The organism is Candidatus Phytoplasma asteris (assembly GCF_038505995.1).
GTDB classification, from domain to species: Bacteria; Bacillota_I; Bacilli_A; order Acholeplasmatales; family Acholeplasmataceae; genus Phytoplasma; species Phytoplasma asteris.
This window is the reverse complement of the sequence record NZ_CP128414.1, coordinates 224,565-240,429: the sequence shown is the minus strand read 5'-3', so window position 1 is coordinate 240,429 and position 15,865 is coordinate 224,565. Positions and strand designations below refer to the sequence as shown.

Sequence of the window (15,865 nt, the reverse complement as noted above, 5' to 3'; positions counted from 1 at the left end):
TTAGCCTTAAAGAACAATTTTAAAATGAAAAATTGTATTAAAAAACGGAACACTTCATAATGAACCTTATAATGCAAAAGATAATGAACAAGAACAAGAAACTATATTTTCACGAGGCATAAAATTGTTAAAAAGAGGATTTGATTATTTAACATCAAACGAAGAACAACCCCAATCACAGACAACACCACAAGCATCACAACCCAATTCTGCTTCTGTTTCTACTTCTCCAAACACAATAACAGCTTCTAATTCTCCTCTTTCACAAGCACAACCACAAGACCAAAACACAAACACAAATCCTAATGACAACACTACTACAAAAAGCAATTTATTTCCTCTCAAAAATGAAGTAAAAAATTTAGATCAAATATTAAAAGATCTAGATAGCCTTAATTTAAAATTATTAGATTTTAATAGACATTCTTATGATCTACAAAAACGCTTTGAACAAATTAGCGAACAATTTGACCTAAATGCTCAAAACAAAGATACTAATTTATCATTATATAACCAATACTCAAATTTAAAACAAGATACAACTGTTTTTTTAGAACAAAATTTTTATCTTTTAGAAACTAAAATTACTAATCTAAATAAGGAAAAAATAGGATCATTAGATAAGTTAGTACAGCGCATATTTATAAAACAAGAAGAAATCCAAACTAATTATCAAAATAAATATTCTCAATTATCACAAGAAGATAAGAATAATTTACAAAACCGCTGGAATCTAGAAACAATTAATAAAGAACTTGATTTTAAAGCTTTATTAGAACATTTATTTAAATTTGATACTAAAATACAAATTAAAAAAGATCACAACGAACAAATACAAACCACAAATACTACCTTATCTCAAAAAGGTAAAGATAAAATAGGATTATTAAACAAGTATTTCTACAAGATAATTTAGCTAAACTAAACCAAGAAATGAAAAATTTAAATAACGGATTGAATTCCATTATCACAGATTCTATTCCACTTTATTTTAAAGATTTTATTTCTTTACAAGATGACACTAAAGAATTTTTATCCAATGTTAAAGGAGCTAAAGAAACTAAAAAAGAACTTAAAGAATTATTCCATTTTTTTAAAAACCCTAGACAATACCAAGATATGGGAATTAAAGTTCCTAAAGGTTATTTATTCTACGGTCACCCAGGAACTGGTAAAACTTTTTTAGCTAAAGAATTATCTAAAGAAGCAGGAGTAAAATTCTTATATAGGAGTGGTTCTGAATTCCAACAAGACAAATATATAGGAACAGGCGTAAATAAAGTAATGGAATTATTCAAAGAAGCAAAAGAATCTAACCAACCATGTATTATTTTTATTGATGAAATAGATGCAGTAGGTGCCAAAAGGTCAGATGACGGCAGTAAGGGAGGTTCTGGGGGTTATGATAAAACACTTAATCAATTATTAACAGAACTAGATGGTTTTAATTCCAAAGATAGAGACCCTTCTAAACCAATTTTAGTTATTGGAGCAACTAACCGCCCTGATGTACTAGATAAAGCTTTGTTAAGACCTGAAAGATTAGAAAGGAAACTTAAATTAGATTTGCCTAAACCTGAAGAGATAGAAGAATTTTTAGACTTTTTTGTCAAAGATCAAGAATTACACAATGATATAAAAGATCAAAATGGCAAACTAAAACCCCAAATTTTAAAAGATTTAAGTCAAAAATGTTATGATAATAAATTCAGCCCTGTTCAATTAAAAGCTTTAGTTTCTGAAAGTGCTTTAGCAGCTATGAGACAAAATCATTCCTATTTAACTGCTGATAATCTAGAACAAGGTTTTCAAAGAGTTTTACAAGATGCCAATAAAAATCAACTTTTACCAACCAAAACTAACCCTGCATTTAATTTAAGTTTATTAATCAAAGTGTCATGTGCTTTGGTAGCATTTACAATAGTTATGTTTGTTTTAATATATTATTTTAAAAAATACTTGAAAAACAAAAGATTACGAGGCTTTTTATGAATAAAATAATAAATAAAATCATTAAATGGAGTTGTATTACTGTCATTTTAGCATTAGTTTTATTTTTATCAATTAAAGAAATTAATCACCAATGGTTTAATAACGACAATAAAAAAGAATATATGCCATTTGTTTTAATTGACAAAGTGACTAAAGATAATTACGAAGATATCGAAAAAATTAAAATTATTAATTTAGGACATAGTTCCTTTAAACAAAGTACTATTCATAAAATAGAAGTCTATTATAAAAATGAAGATGTTGCTTATGCTTATATGGATGATATTATGTATCGCACTTTGCAAGATAAATTACTAGAAGAAAGTAAAAAAATCTATAAAGAAGACGGCGAAGAAGTTTTTGAAGATAAAAAACCTAAAAATCATTTAATGACTAATTCCCAAGAATATTTAACCAACGGTTTATCTAATACTTTTGGTATTTTAAGTATTTTTTCATCAGCTTTATGGATGTTTTATATTTTTAATAATTTCTTATTACAAAAAAGAGCTGGTTCTAAAAACAACAAAACTTCCTCTATGAAACAAAAAAGCAAATTAACTTTCCAAGACGTTGCGGGAAACCAATAACCTAAAGAAGAAATGAAAGAATTAGTTGATTTCTTAAAAAATCCTAAAAAATATATCACTTTAGGAGCACGAATCCCACGAGGAGTTTTATTAGAAGGTCCTCCGGGAACAGGTAAAACCTTACTTGCAAAAGCTCTTGCAGGAGAAGCAGGAGTGCCATTTTATTCAGCATCTGGCTCCGAATTTGTTGAAATGTATGTAGGAGTTGGAGCAGCACGCGTAAGAAAATTATTTAAAGAAGCACAAAATAATGCTCCTTGTATCGTTTTTATCGATAAAATAGATGCTTTAGGAGGAAAAAGAAGTAATTCAGGAGAAGGAGGAAATTCCGAAAAAGACCAAACACTTAACCAATTACTTACTGAAATGGACGGTTTTAACCAAAATAGAGGAGTAATTGTAGTAGCTGCAACTAATAGAGTTGATACTCTAGATCCTGCTTTGCTTCGCCCTGGACGTTTTGATAGAACTATTCAAGTATATCCTTCCTGATGTAAAAGCTAGAGAAGCAATCTTAAAAATTCATGCTCGTAACAAAAAAATAGACCCTTTAGTGGATTTTAGCCATTTAGCTAAAAGAACTCCAGGAATGAATGGAGCCCAACTTGCAGCTGTTCTTAATGAAGCCTCTCTTTTAGCAGCCAAAAACCAAAAAGCTTTTATTACTATGGATGAATTAGAAGAGTCAGTTGACAAAGTTTATATGGGACCTGCCAAAAAATCTTTAGTTATTCATGAAATAGAAAGAAAAATGACAGCTTACCACGAAGCAGGACACGCCGTAATTGTAATGAAGCACCCTCATAGTTCTGAAAAAGTAAGAACCCTCACTATTACTCCAAGAGGAGGCGCTCTAGGTTATATGTGGCCTACATCTGATAAAGAATATTTTTGCAATACCGAAAAACAACTCACCTATAACATCGTTGTTGCCTTAGGTGGAGCAGCCGCTGAAGAACTCTTTTCTAAAGCTAGAACTAATGGAGTGTATTCCGATCTTAAACAAGCTACTCGCACTGCTTTTGGGATGGTGGCTTATTCAGGAATTAGTCCTTTAGGATATATTAACTTTGAAAAATGTTCCGAACAAACTCGTTATCAAGTAGACCAAGAAATTAAAAAAATAGTAGATGAATGCTACAAACAAGCTAAAAACATTTTAGAAAAAAATAAAGTATTAGTAGAAAAAATAACCCAAGCTTTATTAGATAAAGATACTTTAAGTCAAAAAGAAATTTATGCTTTAGATGAGACACAACAACCAAAAGCACAAAAAGAAAATTCTGAAAAAACTAAAACCAAAGTAGGTAATAAACCTAACAAAAATAAATTAGCTACTGTAAAAAAATAAATTAAAATCGTTTACACACATTAATTACAATCAAACAAATCGTAAAGAGGCTTTTTAAAGTCTCTTTTTTTATTAATCCCAAATGATTTATAATTTTGTTATAATTGAAGTATCAAACCCTCAAAAACTAAAGCAATAAGGAAAGCAAGGATAAAAAATTGATAGCTGAAATAATTATAGATATAAAAACTACATATCAAGGAATTAACAAACCTTTTGATTATTTGGTACCACCCCATTTTGAAAAGATAATCAAAAAAGCAATGAGAGTTGTAGTTCCTTTTGGTAATGCTAATTCGCAACGCTTAGGCTATATTATCAATTTAAAAGAAAATAGCAAGTTCAATAAGAACTTAAAAGAAATAATAACTATTTTAGATGAAACTCCTTATTTTGATCAAGAATTTTTTTTATTATCCCAAGAAATGTTAAAAACTCCTTTCATTATTAAAGCCTTAGTTTATGAAACTATTTTCCCCAAAGAATTTGTAAAATCTTTTTTAAAAGAAATTAAAATTATAAATAAGGAGTTATTTCCTGAAAATCTCAAAGGTTTTTTCGCAAACAAAAAGGAACTTTTTTTAAATCCCAAAAACAAATCGCAAGAAAAACTATTAGAACATTTTACAAAACTATCTAAGAAAAAAATTGTCATAATCAAAGATATTTTACAACTCAAAGAAAAAAACACTGAAAAAAAAATATGCATTTACCACCTTAATCCGCAATTAAGTGAACAAAAAGATATAAAATTAACACCCAAGCAAAAAGATTTTATTGCAAAATTAAAAGAATTAAAACAATTAAAACCTTTAAAACCTTTAAAAATGTTAGATAAAACAAGCTCAAATGAAATCAAACATAGCAAACCAAAAATAAAAACTCAAGAAATCACAAGAAAAAAAGCCTTAGAATTGACTTCAAACAGCATTATTCAATCCTTAATCCGCAAAAAGATTCTTTTACAAACAGAACAAAAAATAAGTATAGTTCTAAATCACAACTTTGATTTACTTGCAGAAGACAAAAAAATAATTTTGAATGAAGAACAACAACAAATAGCACAAAAAATAAATCTTAACTACCACAAAACTTATCTTTTATACGGAAAAACAGGCTCAGGCAAAACTGAAATTTATCTCCATTTAATTACCAAAGTTCTCAATCAAAATAAACAAGTTTTATTATTGGTACCTGAAGTAATGTTAATAGCTCCTTTAATGCAACGCCTCCAAGCCAAATTCACAAACAAAAATATAGCTATTTTACACAGTTATTTAAGCCCCAAAGAACATTTAGACCAATTTTTAAAAATCAAAGAACAACAAGCCTGCATTGTTTTAGGCACTCGTAGTGCTATTTTTGCTCCTTTAAATAATTTAGGAATTGTCATCATTGACGAAGAACACGACGAGGCTTTAATAGAAAAAGAGCGCGCCACTTATGATGCAAGAACCTTGGCACAAATAAGGGCTAAATACCACAAAATTCCTTTAATTTTAGGAAGCGCTACTCCTTCTTTGGAAAGTCATTATCAAGTTTTACAACAAAATTATCAACTTTTAAGCCTTACCAAAAGAGCTTTAATTGATGCTTTACCTACCATCGAACTTGTAGACATGAAAGAAGAATTAAAAAAAGGCAATTTAGAACCTTTTTCACAAACCCTCAAACATGCATTAAGGGAAGTTCTAGCCAAACAACAACAAGCCATTTTATTTATCAACACTAAAGGTTTTGCACCATTTGTTTTATGTCGTTTTTGCGGCTTTGTCCCCAAATGCCATAAATGCAACAATAGCCTTACTTTTTATCAAAAACAAGAACTATTAAAATGTAGTCATTGCAACTATAAAGATCAATTTACACCAAAATGCATGCGCTGCTCCAAAGAACAAATAAAAGAAGTAGGCGTTGGTATCGAATACATCGAAGCTTATCTCCAAAAAGAATTTTTGCAAGCAAGACTTATCAAATTTGATTCAGATACTATCACAAAAATTAGTCAATACGAAAAATTATGGAACGATTTTAATCAAGAAAAAGCAGATATTTTGTTAGGAACTCAAATGATTGCCAAAGGACTTGACTTTCACAAAGTTACTTTAGTAGGTATTTTAATGGCAGATTCTTTACTCAAAATTCCTAGTTTTAAAGGCTCAGAAAAAACCTTTCAATTACTCATTCAAGCAGCAGGACGTTGTGGCAGAAAAGAACAAGGCAAAGTAATTGTGCAAAGCTATAATATAGACCATTTTGCAATTAATGCGGCAGTCAAATATGAAGAAAAGGAGTTTTTGAGACAACTTTTAGAAGAAAGAAAAATATCACAAAACCCTCCATTTGGATACCTGAGCCAAATTTTAATCTCTCATAAAGATTTTAAAAAAACTTTTGATATTGCTTACCGCATCAAAGCAGTATTGGCCAATCGCTTTTCACACAAAATAACTGTTTTAGGTCCTGTTTTATCACTTATTCCTAAAAAAAATAACCGTTATCGCTGTTTATTGACACTAAAATATAGCATTTGGCCTTTGGATCTAGATTTTATTTTGGAAAACAACATTCACCAAGATGCTTTAATTATTTTTGATAGGTTTGCTAATTTATTGTAAACAAATTATAAAATCCAAAGATAAATTAAAATTGCATGGAGGCAAAAAAGAAACGCCAAACCAAAAGGCAACAATAATAGCAAACAGAAGTTTTTGAAAATAGTCATCAATTTTTTCAATTACCACAAATCACAAAAAAATCACAAAACCAAAAGAAACACCCAAATAAAATTACTATTCTTTTTTATTGCTTTTATTTTCCATTAACAAAAAAATATGTACCACAAAAAGCGAGCAAAAACCAATGAAAAACCAGCAATTATTTTACTTTATAAATTGACATTTTTTATTATTTATGTTAAAATGAAATCAGTTAGTTATTAAAAATATAAATTAAATGCGAGGTGTTGTTTCAAAAAAATATGGACGATAGTGATAGTATAAAATTGAGCACAATAAAGATCTTTGAAAAAAAGACGTTTGTGGGTAAAAAATCAAATTTAGCAAATAAAAAAATGTGCATTAATGCCAAAAGGTGTTTTTTCTTATGAATCCGATAGTCATATTGATTATTTTAATCGCATTAAATGCTTTTTTTGCAGCTTGCGAAATATCTTTTATTTCTACTAACGAAAGCAAAATTGAATTAGATATCAAAAAGGGCAATAAAAATGCTCTAAGAGTCAAAAAAATCAAAGCCAAACCAACCACTTTTTTATCAGTAATTCAAATTATGATTCACATCATTACTTTTTTTCAAGGAAATATTGTAACATCTTGTTGGCTAAGAGAAACAGAAGGGCATTTTTCATTACATAACATCGGAATTGAGGCTTTAATTATTACCCTTTCTATTATTTTTGGAGAATTAATTCCTAAACGCATAGCAATGCATGCACCTTCCAAAATTGCTTATCTTTTTTCTGGTTCTATTTCCTTAATTGCTTGGTTAATTACGCCTTTGGTTTGGATTTTGACTCAAGTAAGTAATCTTTTTCTTATTGTTTTCGGACTAAATCCTAACAAAAATAGCATACAAGTCTCAGAAGACGAACTACGCTTAATGTTAACTTCAAGTTATCAAAAAGGAATCATTGACAAAGATGAAAATAAAATGATTCAAAATATTTTTGAATTTGATCACACAAACATTTCTGAAGTAATGCGCCACCGCACCGAAGTAGTTGCAATTGATGTTGAAATTACCAAAAAAGAATTAATTAAAACTATCCAAAATGAAAAATACACACGTTTTCCAGTTTATGAAAATAGTATTGATAATATTATAGGCATTTTACATGTTAAAGATATTTTTAATTATTTAATGTCCTCAAACCCAAATAAAATTTTTGATTTGAAAAAATTCATTAGAAAACCTTATTTGGTCCCAGATACAAAAAATACTAATGAATTTTTCCGCGAAATGAAAAAAACCAAAACCCATATGGCAATAGTAATTGACGAATATGGTGGCACAGCTGGAATAATTACTTTTGAGGATTTAATTGAAGAGATCTTAGGTGAAATTTCGGATGAATACGACAACGAAGAGCTAATGATTAAAGAAGTTGCCAAAAATGAATATATTGTTAATGGATTTGCTGATTTAGAAGAGGTCGCAGAAGCAATTAAATTAGAATTTAACACTGAAGATTATGATACTTTAAGTGGTTTTTTAATAGGACAATTGGGAAGATTCCCCAAACCAAATGACAAAAATACCGAAATCATTTACAAGAATTTTAAATTTACAATCTTAAAACACAATGATAAAGTAATTTCTCAAATCAAAATCACAAAAATAGATTTACAAGAAGAAATAAAATAAATAAAAAGAGCAAATATTTTCATATTTGCTCTTTTTTTATACCTTTATAAATTTGTTCAATTAAGAAATCATTTATTTTCAAATAAATAATAATGGGTAATACAAAATCAAAGTTTAGAATTATACCCATTCATTAAAATATTAAAATCCACATCTTGGATAAAATTAAATATAATTTTATTAATAATATTAATGTTTTTTAAAATATTTTTTTGACTGCTTGCATTGACAGGCGTTAAAAGATATTGATCCAAAGGAATGCAAGAATCTAAACTTACTCCTATTTTTAACCTTTTAAATTGTTTAGTGCCTAAACGATCAATAATATTCCTTAATCCGTTATGCCCTCCATGACCACCTTGCATTTTTAACTTTAATTTGCCTTCATCCAAATAAATATCATCTACAATAACTAAAATATTTTCTATCTTAATGCGATATTTATTTATAATTTTTTTTACCACTTCACCTGATAAATTCATATACGTTTGTGGTTTAATCAATAATGATTGGTGGTGGTTAAAATTAATTTGATAAATGTGGGCGGTTTTGTCTTCCTTCAAGATTTGATATTTATTTTGACTTAAAAAAGAATCAACAACAGCAAAACCAACATTATGACGAGTGTTTACAAATTTGGTACCTGGATTGCCCAAACCTACAATAAGTTTCATCGTTTTTCCTTTCTTTTTGTTGTGTTTTATTATTTCATTTTATTATTTATGATAAGCAAAAGCAAAAAAGCAAAACAAAAGCCGTTTGCAAATTTATTTTTGCAATTATATATTTGAATTATTTTACTAATTACATTATTTTTTGGAATTGCACAAAGAAAAGTGATTTTAATTTTTTTATTTTGTGCGCAAATTATTTTTAATAACAAAGATAACAAAATACCAACGCCAATAAAGAAAAAAGACGCCTTTATTAAAGCATCTCTTATATAAATTATTGAAACAAATAACAAAGAAAGAATTATTTATTAATATCTTTTAAAATATTTTCTATACGGCGTCCATAAGATAAAGATTTATCATATTTAAAAACTAAATCAGGTATTTTACGAAAATTTTTAATTTTTTTAGCTAATTCCAACCGAATAACAACTTTATTTTGTTCAATAGTTTCTTCTGTTAATTTCAAAACAGTTGGATCATCGCTTAAAATAGTGTAATAAACATTAGCAAAAGACAAGTCTTTTGTTACTTTAACATCGGTTAAATTAATATATCCTATTTGTTCGTCTTGAATAACATCATTAATTAACACCAATTCTTTTTGAATTAGACTAGACAATCTTTCAGCTGTTGTTACCATTTTTTATTCCTCTACTTTGCTTAGTTTAGATGTTTCTATTATATCATTAATTTCAAAATCATTAAAACCATCAAGTAAAATGCCGCACTCATAACCTTGTTTGGCAGATTTAATGTTGTCTTTGAGATGTTTTAAGGATGCAATTTTACCTTTAAATAAAACTTCATCATTGCGCATTACTTTGGCAAAATCGCTATTATTGACAATACCTTGTGTCACATAACAACCAGCAATATTGCCAACTTTACTGATATTAAAAATTTTTCTTACTTCTACTTTACCAGTAACCACTTCTTCAAAAGTAGGCTTAATCATAGATTTTAATTTTTGTTCAATATCTTCAATAATGCGGTAAATAACATTATGAATAGTAATTTTTACTTCTTGTCTTTGAGCAGATTTGAGTGTGGAAGAAGCAGGTTTGATATTGAAGCCTATTAACAAACTGTCTGATGATTTGGCAAAAGCAATATCTGTTTCTGTAATGGTGCCAACAGCAGCGCGCAAAAGTTGCACTTTAAGATCAGATACTTTAATTTTGGCAATCATACCTTGAAGCGCTTCCAAACTTCCTTGAGTATCAGCTTTTAAAATGATATTTAGTTCTTGCGGTTTTTCGGTTTCTAAGTCTTGTAAAATATCTTCTAAATTAAGAGGTGAAAGGGTTTTGGCTAAATTTTCTTTAGTTTGGGATTTTTTTTCGGCTACAATTTGGCGTGCTTGTTTTTCATTAGCAACGGCGTAAAAAATATCTCCTGCTTGAGGCACTTCTTTTAATCCTGCAACACGCACAGGTTGCGAAGGTAAGGCTTTGGTTAGTTTTTTTTTGTTTTCATCTTCCATGGAACGAATTTTTCCATAAGAAGCTCCAGCAACGACGATATCGCCTACTTTGAGGTTGCCATCACTTACAATAAAAGTAGCCACCAGTCCTAAAGATTTATCAAGGCTTGCCTCAATAACTGTTCCTTGAGCTTTTTGATCGGGATTAGCTTGTAAATTTTGGATTTCACTAACTAAAAGAATAATTTCTAATATTTTTTCCAAACCTTCTCTTTTTAAAGCAGAAATAGCAATATAAGGAGTAGTGCCGCCCCATTCTTCAGGCAACAAATCATAACTAGATAATTCTTGCATAATTTGTTGTGTGTTATTATTGGGTTTATCAATTTTATTTAAAGCAACAATAATAGGAATTTGGGCTTTTTGGGCGTGCTTCAAGGCTTCTAAGGTTTGTGGTTTGACACAATCATCAACTGCTACTACCAAAATACAAATATCAGTAATTTTAGCTCCTCTAGCCCTCATCTTATCAAAAGCTTCATGTCCTGGAGTATCAATAAAAGTTATTTTATTGCCTTGGTATTCAACTTGATAAGCTCCTATATGTTGGGTAATGCCTCCAAATTCTTGATCAACTACACGAGTTTTTCGAATGGCATCTAATAGGGTAGTTTTGCCGTGGTCAACGTGTCCCATAATAGTTACAATGGGCGATTTTTTTTGCAAATTAAGTTTTTGGTTGGGTTTGGTTTTAGTGAGGGAAGGCGTTTGCGGTTGAAGTTGTGGTGGGGTGTGTTTTTCTTGGGGTTCGCTTACTTGAATATTGTAATCTTTGGCTAAAAGTTCAACAATATCTTTTTCTAAGGTTTGATTAACATCTGCTTTAAGTCCTAATTGTAATAATTTTTTAATTAAAACAGCACTGGTAATGCCAAAAACTTGAGCGATTTGAAAAACTTTGTCTTGGGGATTAAAAACATAGTTTTTACTAGCAAAATCGTTTCGCAAATCCGTTTCCTTGGATAATTTAGGGGTAGTTTTGGATGAATTTTCATTATTTGTTTTTTTGTTAAGGGTCATTTACATCCCTCCTTTAATTTTAATAATTTTTAATGCATGAAAATAAAAGATTGCAACATAAAAAATAAATTGGGCAAAAAATAAAAAATGTGAAGTGTGAAGTGAACAAAAAATATTTCAAAGATGGAAAAATGCATAAATAAAATATAAAAATGTTTACTAAGTTTGTAAAGCAATCAATTTTAAAAGAGTTTGATATATTTCTTCAGGAACTTTGGTTTTGAGTTTTTTATCTAAAAGTTTCTTTTTTTGCGACAAAATAACATATTCAAGTTTTAAAGTTAGATATGCTCCTCTTCCTTGAAGTGCTAAATTAAAATCAACAGCTACTTTTCCTTGTTTAGTGCTATTTATTCTAATCATTTTTTTGATATCTTGAATTTTTTTAGAAACTATACAAGTTCGCAAAACAGTCATTACAATTAAATTAATCCTTCTTTTTGGGCTTGATCTAAGGTTTTGATATCAATATTCCACTTAGTTACTTCCACTGCTAATTTAACATTTTTACCTAATTTACCAATCGCTAAAGAAAATTGGTCGTCAGGAACAATTGCAAGAGCGTATTTGTTAATGTCGTCTTTGATGACAACTTGAAGGCATGAAGCAGGTTTGAGGGCATTTGCAATAAGTTCTTGGGGATCGTCGCTCCAAACAAATAAATCAACTTTTTCGTCTTTAAGGATTTTGATAACATTTTTAATACGGTTACTTCTTTCGCCAATACAAGAGCCAATGGCATCTACTTGAGCGTCGCAGGACAATAAACCAATTTTGGTACGTTCGCCAGAAATGCGGGCAACCCCTGCAATTTTAACGATGCCTTCTTGGATTTCAGGAATATTTTCTTCTAACACTTTAACTACAAGTCCCACATGATTACAACTGACAAAAATCTTAGGCCATTTAGTAGTTTTTCTTACTTCTGACAAAAAAACTTGAATTCTTTCGCCTACTTGCATTTCATTATTGGAAGCAATTTCTTTTTTAGGCAGCAAGGTAGTAATTTCTTTTTCTAATTCCAAATTATAAAATTTATCGTTTTCCGAAATAATTTTAGCGCTAATTAATTTGCCTTCTTGTTGTTTGAAAAAATTATAAATGCTTTCTCTTTTCTTTTTGGTAAGCTCTTCTTTGAATTGATTTTTAAGTTCTTTGACAGCGTATAGATTAAAATCTTTAGGATCAACTTTAATATCAATTACTTGACCTATTTTGGCATGAGGCTTAATTTGTTGGGCTTCTTCAAGAGTAATGGGAGTTGACTCTTTTAAATTAATAGTGCTCATAGTAGCTTCGTCGGCAACCAAAAATTGTTTATATAAAATAATTTCGCTTTTGTCTTCTTTTAACTCGATTTTACAGCTTTTAACTTTATGATTTTTTTTGCAACCAGAAATCAATCCTTTAGCAAAAGCATCAATAACTTGGTCTTTATCTAAATCTCTTTCTTGAGCGATTTTATCTAAAAGTTTAAAAAAATTCTTACTAATCAAACGATACCTCCTAGTAAATGCATCTTGTTAGATGTGGGCGAATTTAACATTAACAAACGCAACCAACTAAAACCAGATACAAAATAAAAAAACAGTGATTTGTTACAAGCACCATTTTTATCTTTTGATGAAAAAAAAATAACTCATAATATAATTATATCATTTCCCAAGGCAAATAACAATTTTTTATGCATCCTTAAGGAATTTTGTGAGTAAAAAGGAGATAAAAATAATAAATTTGACTATTGGACAATATCTTTAGGAGTTAAATATAAGAAATTAGGTTTTTGGGTTTGGCTGATAAGTCCTTTCAAAATTTCTACCATTACCCAAGTATCTTGTTTGCAATATTGTTCTAAGGCTTGAAATTGCGCTTGAAATTGCAAAGGAGACATTTTAGGCAGTTGAATATAAGTTAAAAAAGCCTCAATACCATTTTGAATAACTAAATTTTGATAATTCAAATTGCAAAATAAAGGAGTAATTTTTTTGATAGAAAAAGAACCTTGCAAATGGGGATGATAAAAATTAATGCCTGCGGCTTGTTCGGAATCAAATCCTAGGTTTTGATAAAAAGTTTTGCTGCCTTTTAGAAGGTCTTTAAGATCGAAAATACGCGCAATAATGTTTTGGATTTGCAAGGAATATTCAGGAAAAAGCAAAGATAATTCTTGAAGGCGTGTTTTTTCAAAAGCTTTATGATAAACAATAATGGAGCCTCCATCATCTAAAATGGCATTGGTTAGTTTTTCTAATAGGGTTTTTCTGTAATCGGCGTGATCGGGTGCCAAAAAAGAAACGTGATTTTTATCTTTGTTGCACAAACCAGGGATTTTTTCGATGTGAAGTGAAAATTGAAATAAGGATTGAGTATAGGGTTTTTCGCCTTTAAATCTAGGAAAAGGACACGGAAAAGCCTCAAAATCTAAATAATAAAGAGGGTATTTTAGAATTTGCAACCCTGCTTTAATCTTATCAAAACAATAATAAGGAAGCTTTTTTTGGGTAACTTTTTGTTGCACTTTGTTATCAAAACGATTCAACCAAGCAAAAGGAATGTCAGAAACATGATAATATTGTTGCAAAATTAACTGTTGTGTTTCGTGTTTTTGTTTGTTTTGGGAGTCAAAAAAACCTAAATGATTATAAAAATAAGTAAAAATACTGTCTTTGGAAGGGATGTTTTCATAAAAATGAAGGATTTTTTCAGGCAACAAATAATAAGAAGAAGTGTCGTTTGGCTTGTTAGTTTTTGAAGACAAATAAGAAATTAAAAGATTGGCATCATTTTCTAATATTTGAGTTCCTTGTTGTGTAATCAAAGTCAAATCAATAAAAGTAAGCAAGTTAGGATCCAAAGCCGCATTACAACTTTTGCAATCATAAACATAATCCGAATTAAGAACTACCAAATAATACTCTATTTTTTTCTTTTTTTGTGCCTCAGTTAAATTATTTTCAATTACCCATCTTTGATAAGTTAAATCATAGATGTATTTTCCTTCTTGTGATTTGGGATTAAAAAAAGTTTGCATTTTTTTTTGATAAGATGGGTTGTCTTGATTGGAGCCCTTGCAAAAAGGTGATAAGGTGTTAGGACTTGTATAATGGAAAAAGGGCATTTTTTCTTTGTTATCGTTTACAAATTGCAATTTTAAGAATTTTTTGCTAGTAGTAGTTTTAGTTTCAAAAATACGAATAGTAGTTTTGTCTTCTTGATATCCATCTAAAAAACAATAAAATTGATATCCTTGTTTATTCATTTGAAACTTTTTTTGTTGATAAGTTTCCAAAGAAAAAATAACTTCTCCTGGAAAATGTTTTTCCAAATAAGAACCTACCAAAAGCTCTAATTGTTTGTAATAAGGTTGCATAATGTTTAAATGTTTTTGGTTTAAAACAGCTTGATATTCGTCTTGCTCGCTTAGATTTTCTTGTAAAAAAGCAAGTTTTTTAGCATAAGTTTCTTCATTAATTAAATCTTTGAGTTCATTGGAAAAATCCAAAAGAAACTGAGATTTATTTTGATACAAAAACTTAAAATTCAAATATTTTAAAACTTTTAAAAACTTAATAAAACGAGTTTTAGAAATTTTCATTCATGTGTCCTTAATTATTGTCTAATTTGATATCTGCATAAAAGCAAAAAATACAAAATAATTGATTATTTTGTATCATTATTATTGCAAAAATTTAATTGTTATAAATTATTGTTAAACTACAAAAAAATACAAAATATTAAGCAATTTAAGTTGGGGATTTTTAAAATTGGTTTTTTATTCATTAAAAAATACAAGGGTTAAGGGTTATTGTTTTTGATTAAAGTTTTTTAATGTTTTTTGAATACGCAATTTAGCATCAAAGTCTTTTAAAGCATTTCTTTTATCGTGTTGTTTCTTACCTTTAGATAAGGCAATTTCTAATTTAACTAAATTTTTATTAAAATAAACTTTTAAAGGAATAACAGACAATTTTTCAGTTTTAATTTTGTTTTTAATTTGGATAATTTCATGTTTTTGCAACAAAAGCTTTTTAGTTCTATTTTCATCATATGCCAAACAACAACTAAAAGGATATTTTAAAATAGTCATATTCACTATAAAAGCTTCTTCATTTTTGATATGAATATAGGAGTTTAATAAATTAATTTTTCCTATTCTAATTGATTTTACTTCGCTTCCTAATAATTTGATTCCTGCTTGATATTTTTTCTTTTCTAAAGAATAATCATAAAATGCTTTTTTATTAGTGATAATTGTTTTCATAATTTAAACTTTTCCTTTGCAAAATGAAATAAATGCAATAATCAAATTTGAGTTAGTAAGTTTTTTTAAAAATAAGTTTGTTGTACAGTATATTTATCACCAATA

General features: G+C 28.7%; 14 protein-coding genes. 7 read left to right on the top strand and 7 right to left on the bottom strand.

All coding sequences use genetic code 11. The features are described from left to right. Nucleotides 1-124 precede the first annotated feature (124 nt). From QN326_RS01340 to QN326_RS01310, 7 genes are all read left to right on the top strand, one after another. Complete coding sequence (locus tag QN326_RS01340; protein WP_034172390.1) at nucleotides 125-916, top strand: hypothetical protein; 792 nt, start codon at nucleotides 125-127, stop codon at nucleotides 914-916. A gap of 17 nt (nucleotides 917-933) precedes the next feature. Beyond that, nucleotides 934-1,992, top strand: coding sequence for an ATP-binding protein (locus tag QN326_RS01335; RefSeq protein ID WP_342386723.1), 1,059 nt, complete (start codon nucleotides 934-936; stop codon nucleotides 1,990-1,992). After that, nucleotides 1,989-2,582, top strand: coding sequence for a hypothetical protein (locus QN326_RS01330; protein ID WP_342386722.1), 594 nt, complete (start codon nucleotides 1,989-1,991; stop codon nucleotides 2,580-2,582). Before QN326_RS01335 ends, QN326_RS01330 begins: the two co-directional genes overlap by 4 nt. 12 nt (nucleotides 2,583-2,594) lie before the next feature. Beyond that, a complete protein-coding gene (locus tag QN326_RS01325; protein ID WP_342386721.1) occupies nucleotides 2,595-3,074 on the top strand; it encodes an AAA family ATPase in 480 nt (159 codons plus the stop codon). Next, on the top strand, nucleotides 3,043-3,933 hold the full coding sequence (locus QN326_RS01320) for a hypothetical protein (RefSeq protein WP_342386720.1): 891 nt from the start codon (nucleotides 3,043-3,045) through the stop codon (nucleotides 3,931-3,933). The genes QN326_RS01325 and QN326_RS01320 overlap by 32 nt, the downstream gene beginning before the upstream one ends. A 158-nt stretch (nucleotides 3,934-4,091) precedes the next feature. Beyond that, the gene (gene priA, locus QN326_RS01315) at nucleotides 4,092-6,551 is read left to right on the top strand and encodes a replication restart helicase PriA (protein ID WP_342386719.1); all 2,460 of its coding nucleotides are present in this window, start codon (nucleotides 4,092-4,094) and stop codon (nucleotides 6,549-6,551) included. A gap of 487 nt (nucleotides 6,552-7,038) precedes the next feature. Next, complete coding sequence (locus QN326_RS01310) at nucleotides 7,039-8,319, top strand: hemolysin family protein (protein ID WP_342386718.1); 1,281 nt, start codon at nucleotides 7,039-7,041, stop codon at nucleotides 8,317-8,319. Nucleotides 8,320-8,426: 107 nt separating this feature from the next. On the opposite strand, the gene pth is transcribed toward QN326_RS01310, so the two are convergent. From pth to smpB, 7 genes are all read right to left on the bottom strand, one after another. After that, nucleotides 8,427-8,993 (bottom strand): aminoacyl-tRNA hydrolase, encoded by a 567-nt coding sequence (gene pth / locus QN326_RS01305; RefSeq protein WP_342386717.1) that lies wholly within the window; start codon nucleotides 8,991-8,993, stop codon nucleotides 8,427-8,429. Nucleotides 8,994-9,294: 301 nt separating this feature from the next. Further along, on the bottom strand, nucleotides 9,295-9,636 hold the full coding sequence (gene rbfA, locus QN326_RS01300; protein WP_011160526.1) for a 30S ribosome-binding factor RbfA: 342 nt from the start codon (nucleotides 9,634-9,636) through the stop codon (nucleotides 9,295-9,297). A gap of 3 nt (nucleotides 9,637-9,639) precedes the next feature. Beyond that, on the bottom strand, nucleotides 9,640-11,499 hold the full coding sequence (gene infB / locus QN326_RS01295) for a translation initiation factor IF-2 (RefSeq protein WP_011160525.1): 1,860 nt from the start codon (nucleotides 11,497-11,499) through the stop codon (nucleotides 9,640-9,642). A 159-nt stretch (nucleotides 11,500-11,658) separates the two neighbouring features. Further along, nucleotides 11,659-11,916 (bottom strand): YlxR family protein, encoded by a 258-nt coding sequence (locus QN326_RS01290; RefSeq protein WP_011160524.1) that lies wholly within the window; start codon nucleotides 11,914-11,916, stop codon nucleotides 11,659-11,661. 5 nt (nucleotides 11,917-11,921) lie between these two features. Continuing rightward, entirely contained in the window at nucleotides 11,922-12,995 is a 1,074-nt protein-coding gene (gene nusA / locus QN326_RS01285; protein ID WP_342386716.1) for a transcription termination factor NusA, read from the bottom strand. A gap of 242 nt (nucleotides 12,996-13,237) precedes the next feature. Beyond that, complete coding sequence (locus QN326_RS01280; protein ID WP_342386715.1) at nucleotides 13,238-15,094, bottom strand: DUF2779 domain-containing protein; 1,857 nt, start codon at nucleotides 15,092-15,094, stop codon at nucleotides 13,238-13,240. A gap of 207 nt (nucleotides 15,095-15,301) precedes the next feature. Next, entirely contained in the window at nucleotides 15,302-15,760 is a 459-nt protein-coding gene (smpB, locus tag QN326_RS01275) for an SsrA-binding protein SmpB (RefSeq protein WP_011160521.1), read from the bottom strand. Nucleotides 15,761-15,865 lie beyond the last annotated feature (105 nt).

What these genes read in the sequence shown, in the direction of transcription:
- QN326_RS01335 (WP_342386723.1), top strand. Translation starts at nt 934, where the DNA reads ATGAAAAATTTAAATAACGGATTGAATTCCATTATCACAGATTCTATT.
- QN326_RS01330 (WP_342386722.1), top strand. Translation starts at nt 1,989, where the DNA reads ATGAATAAAATAATAAATAAAATCATTAAATGGAGTTGTATTACTGTC.
- QN326_RS01325 (WP_342386721.1), top strand. Translation starts at nt 2,595, where the DNA reads ATGAAAGAATTAGTTGATTTCTTAAAAAATCCTAAAAAATATATCACT.
- QN326_RS01310 (WP_342386718.1), top strand. Translation starts at nt 7,039, where the DNA reads ATGAATCCGATAGTCATATTGATTATTTTAATCGCATTAAATGCTTTT.
- pth (WP_342386717.1), bottom strand. Translation starts at nt 8,993, where the DNA reads ATGAAACTTATTGTAGGTTTGGGCAATCCAGGTACCAAATTTGTAAAC.
- rbfA (WP_011160526.1), bottom strand. Translation starts at nt 9,636, where the DNA reads ATGGTAACAACAGCTGAAAGATTGTCTAGTCTAATTCAAAAAGAATTG.
- infB (WP_011160525.1), bottom strand. Translation starts at nt 11,499, where the DNA reads ATGACCCTTAACAAAAAAACAAATAATGAAAATTCATCCAAAACTACC.
- QN326_RS01290 (WP_011160524.1), bottom strand. Translation starts at nt 11,916, where the DNA reads ATGACTGTTTTGCGAACTTGTATAGTTTCTAAAAAAATTCAAGATATC.
- QN326_RS01280 (WP_342386715.1), bottom strand. Translation starts at nt 15,094, where the DNA reads ATGAAAATTTCTAAAACTCGTTTTATTAAGTTTTTAAAAGTTTTAAAA.
- smpB (WP_011160521.1), bottom strand. Translation starts at nt 15,760, where the DNA reads ATGAAAACAATTATCACTAATAAAAAAGCATTTTATGATTATTCTTTA.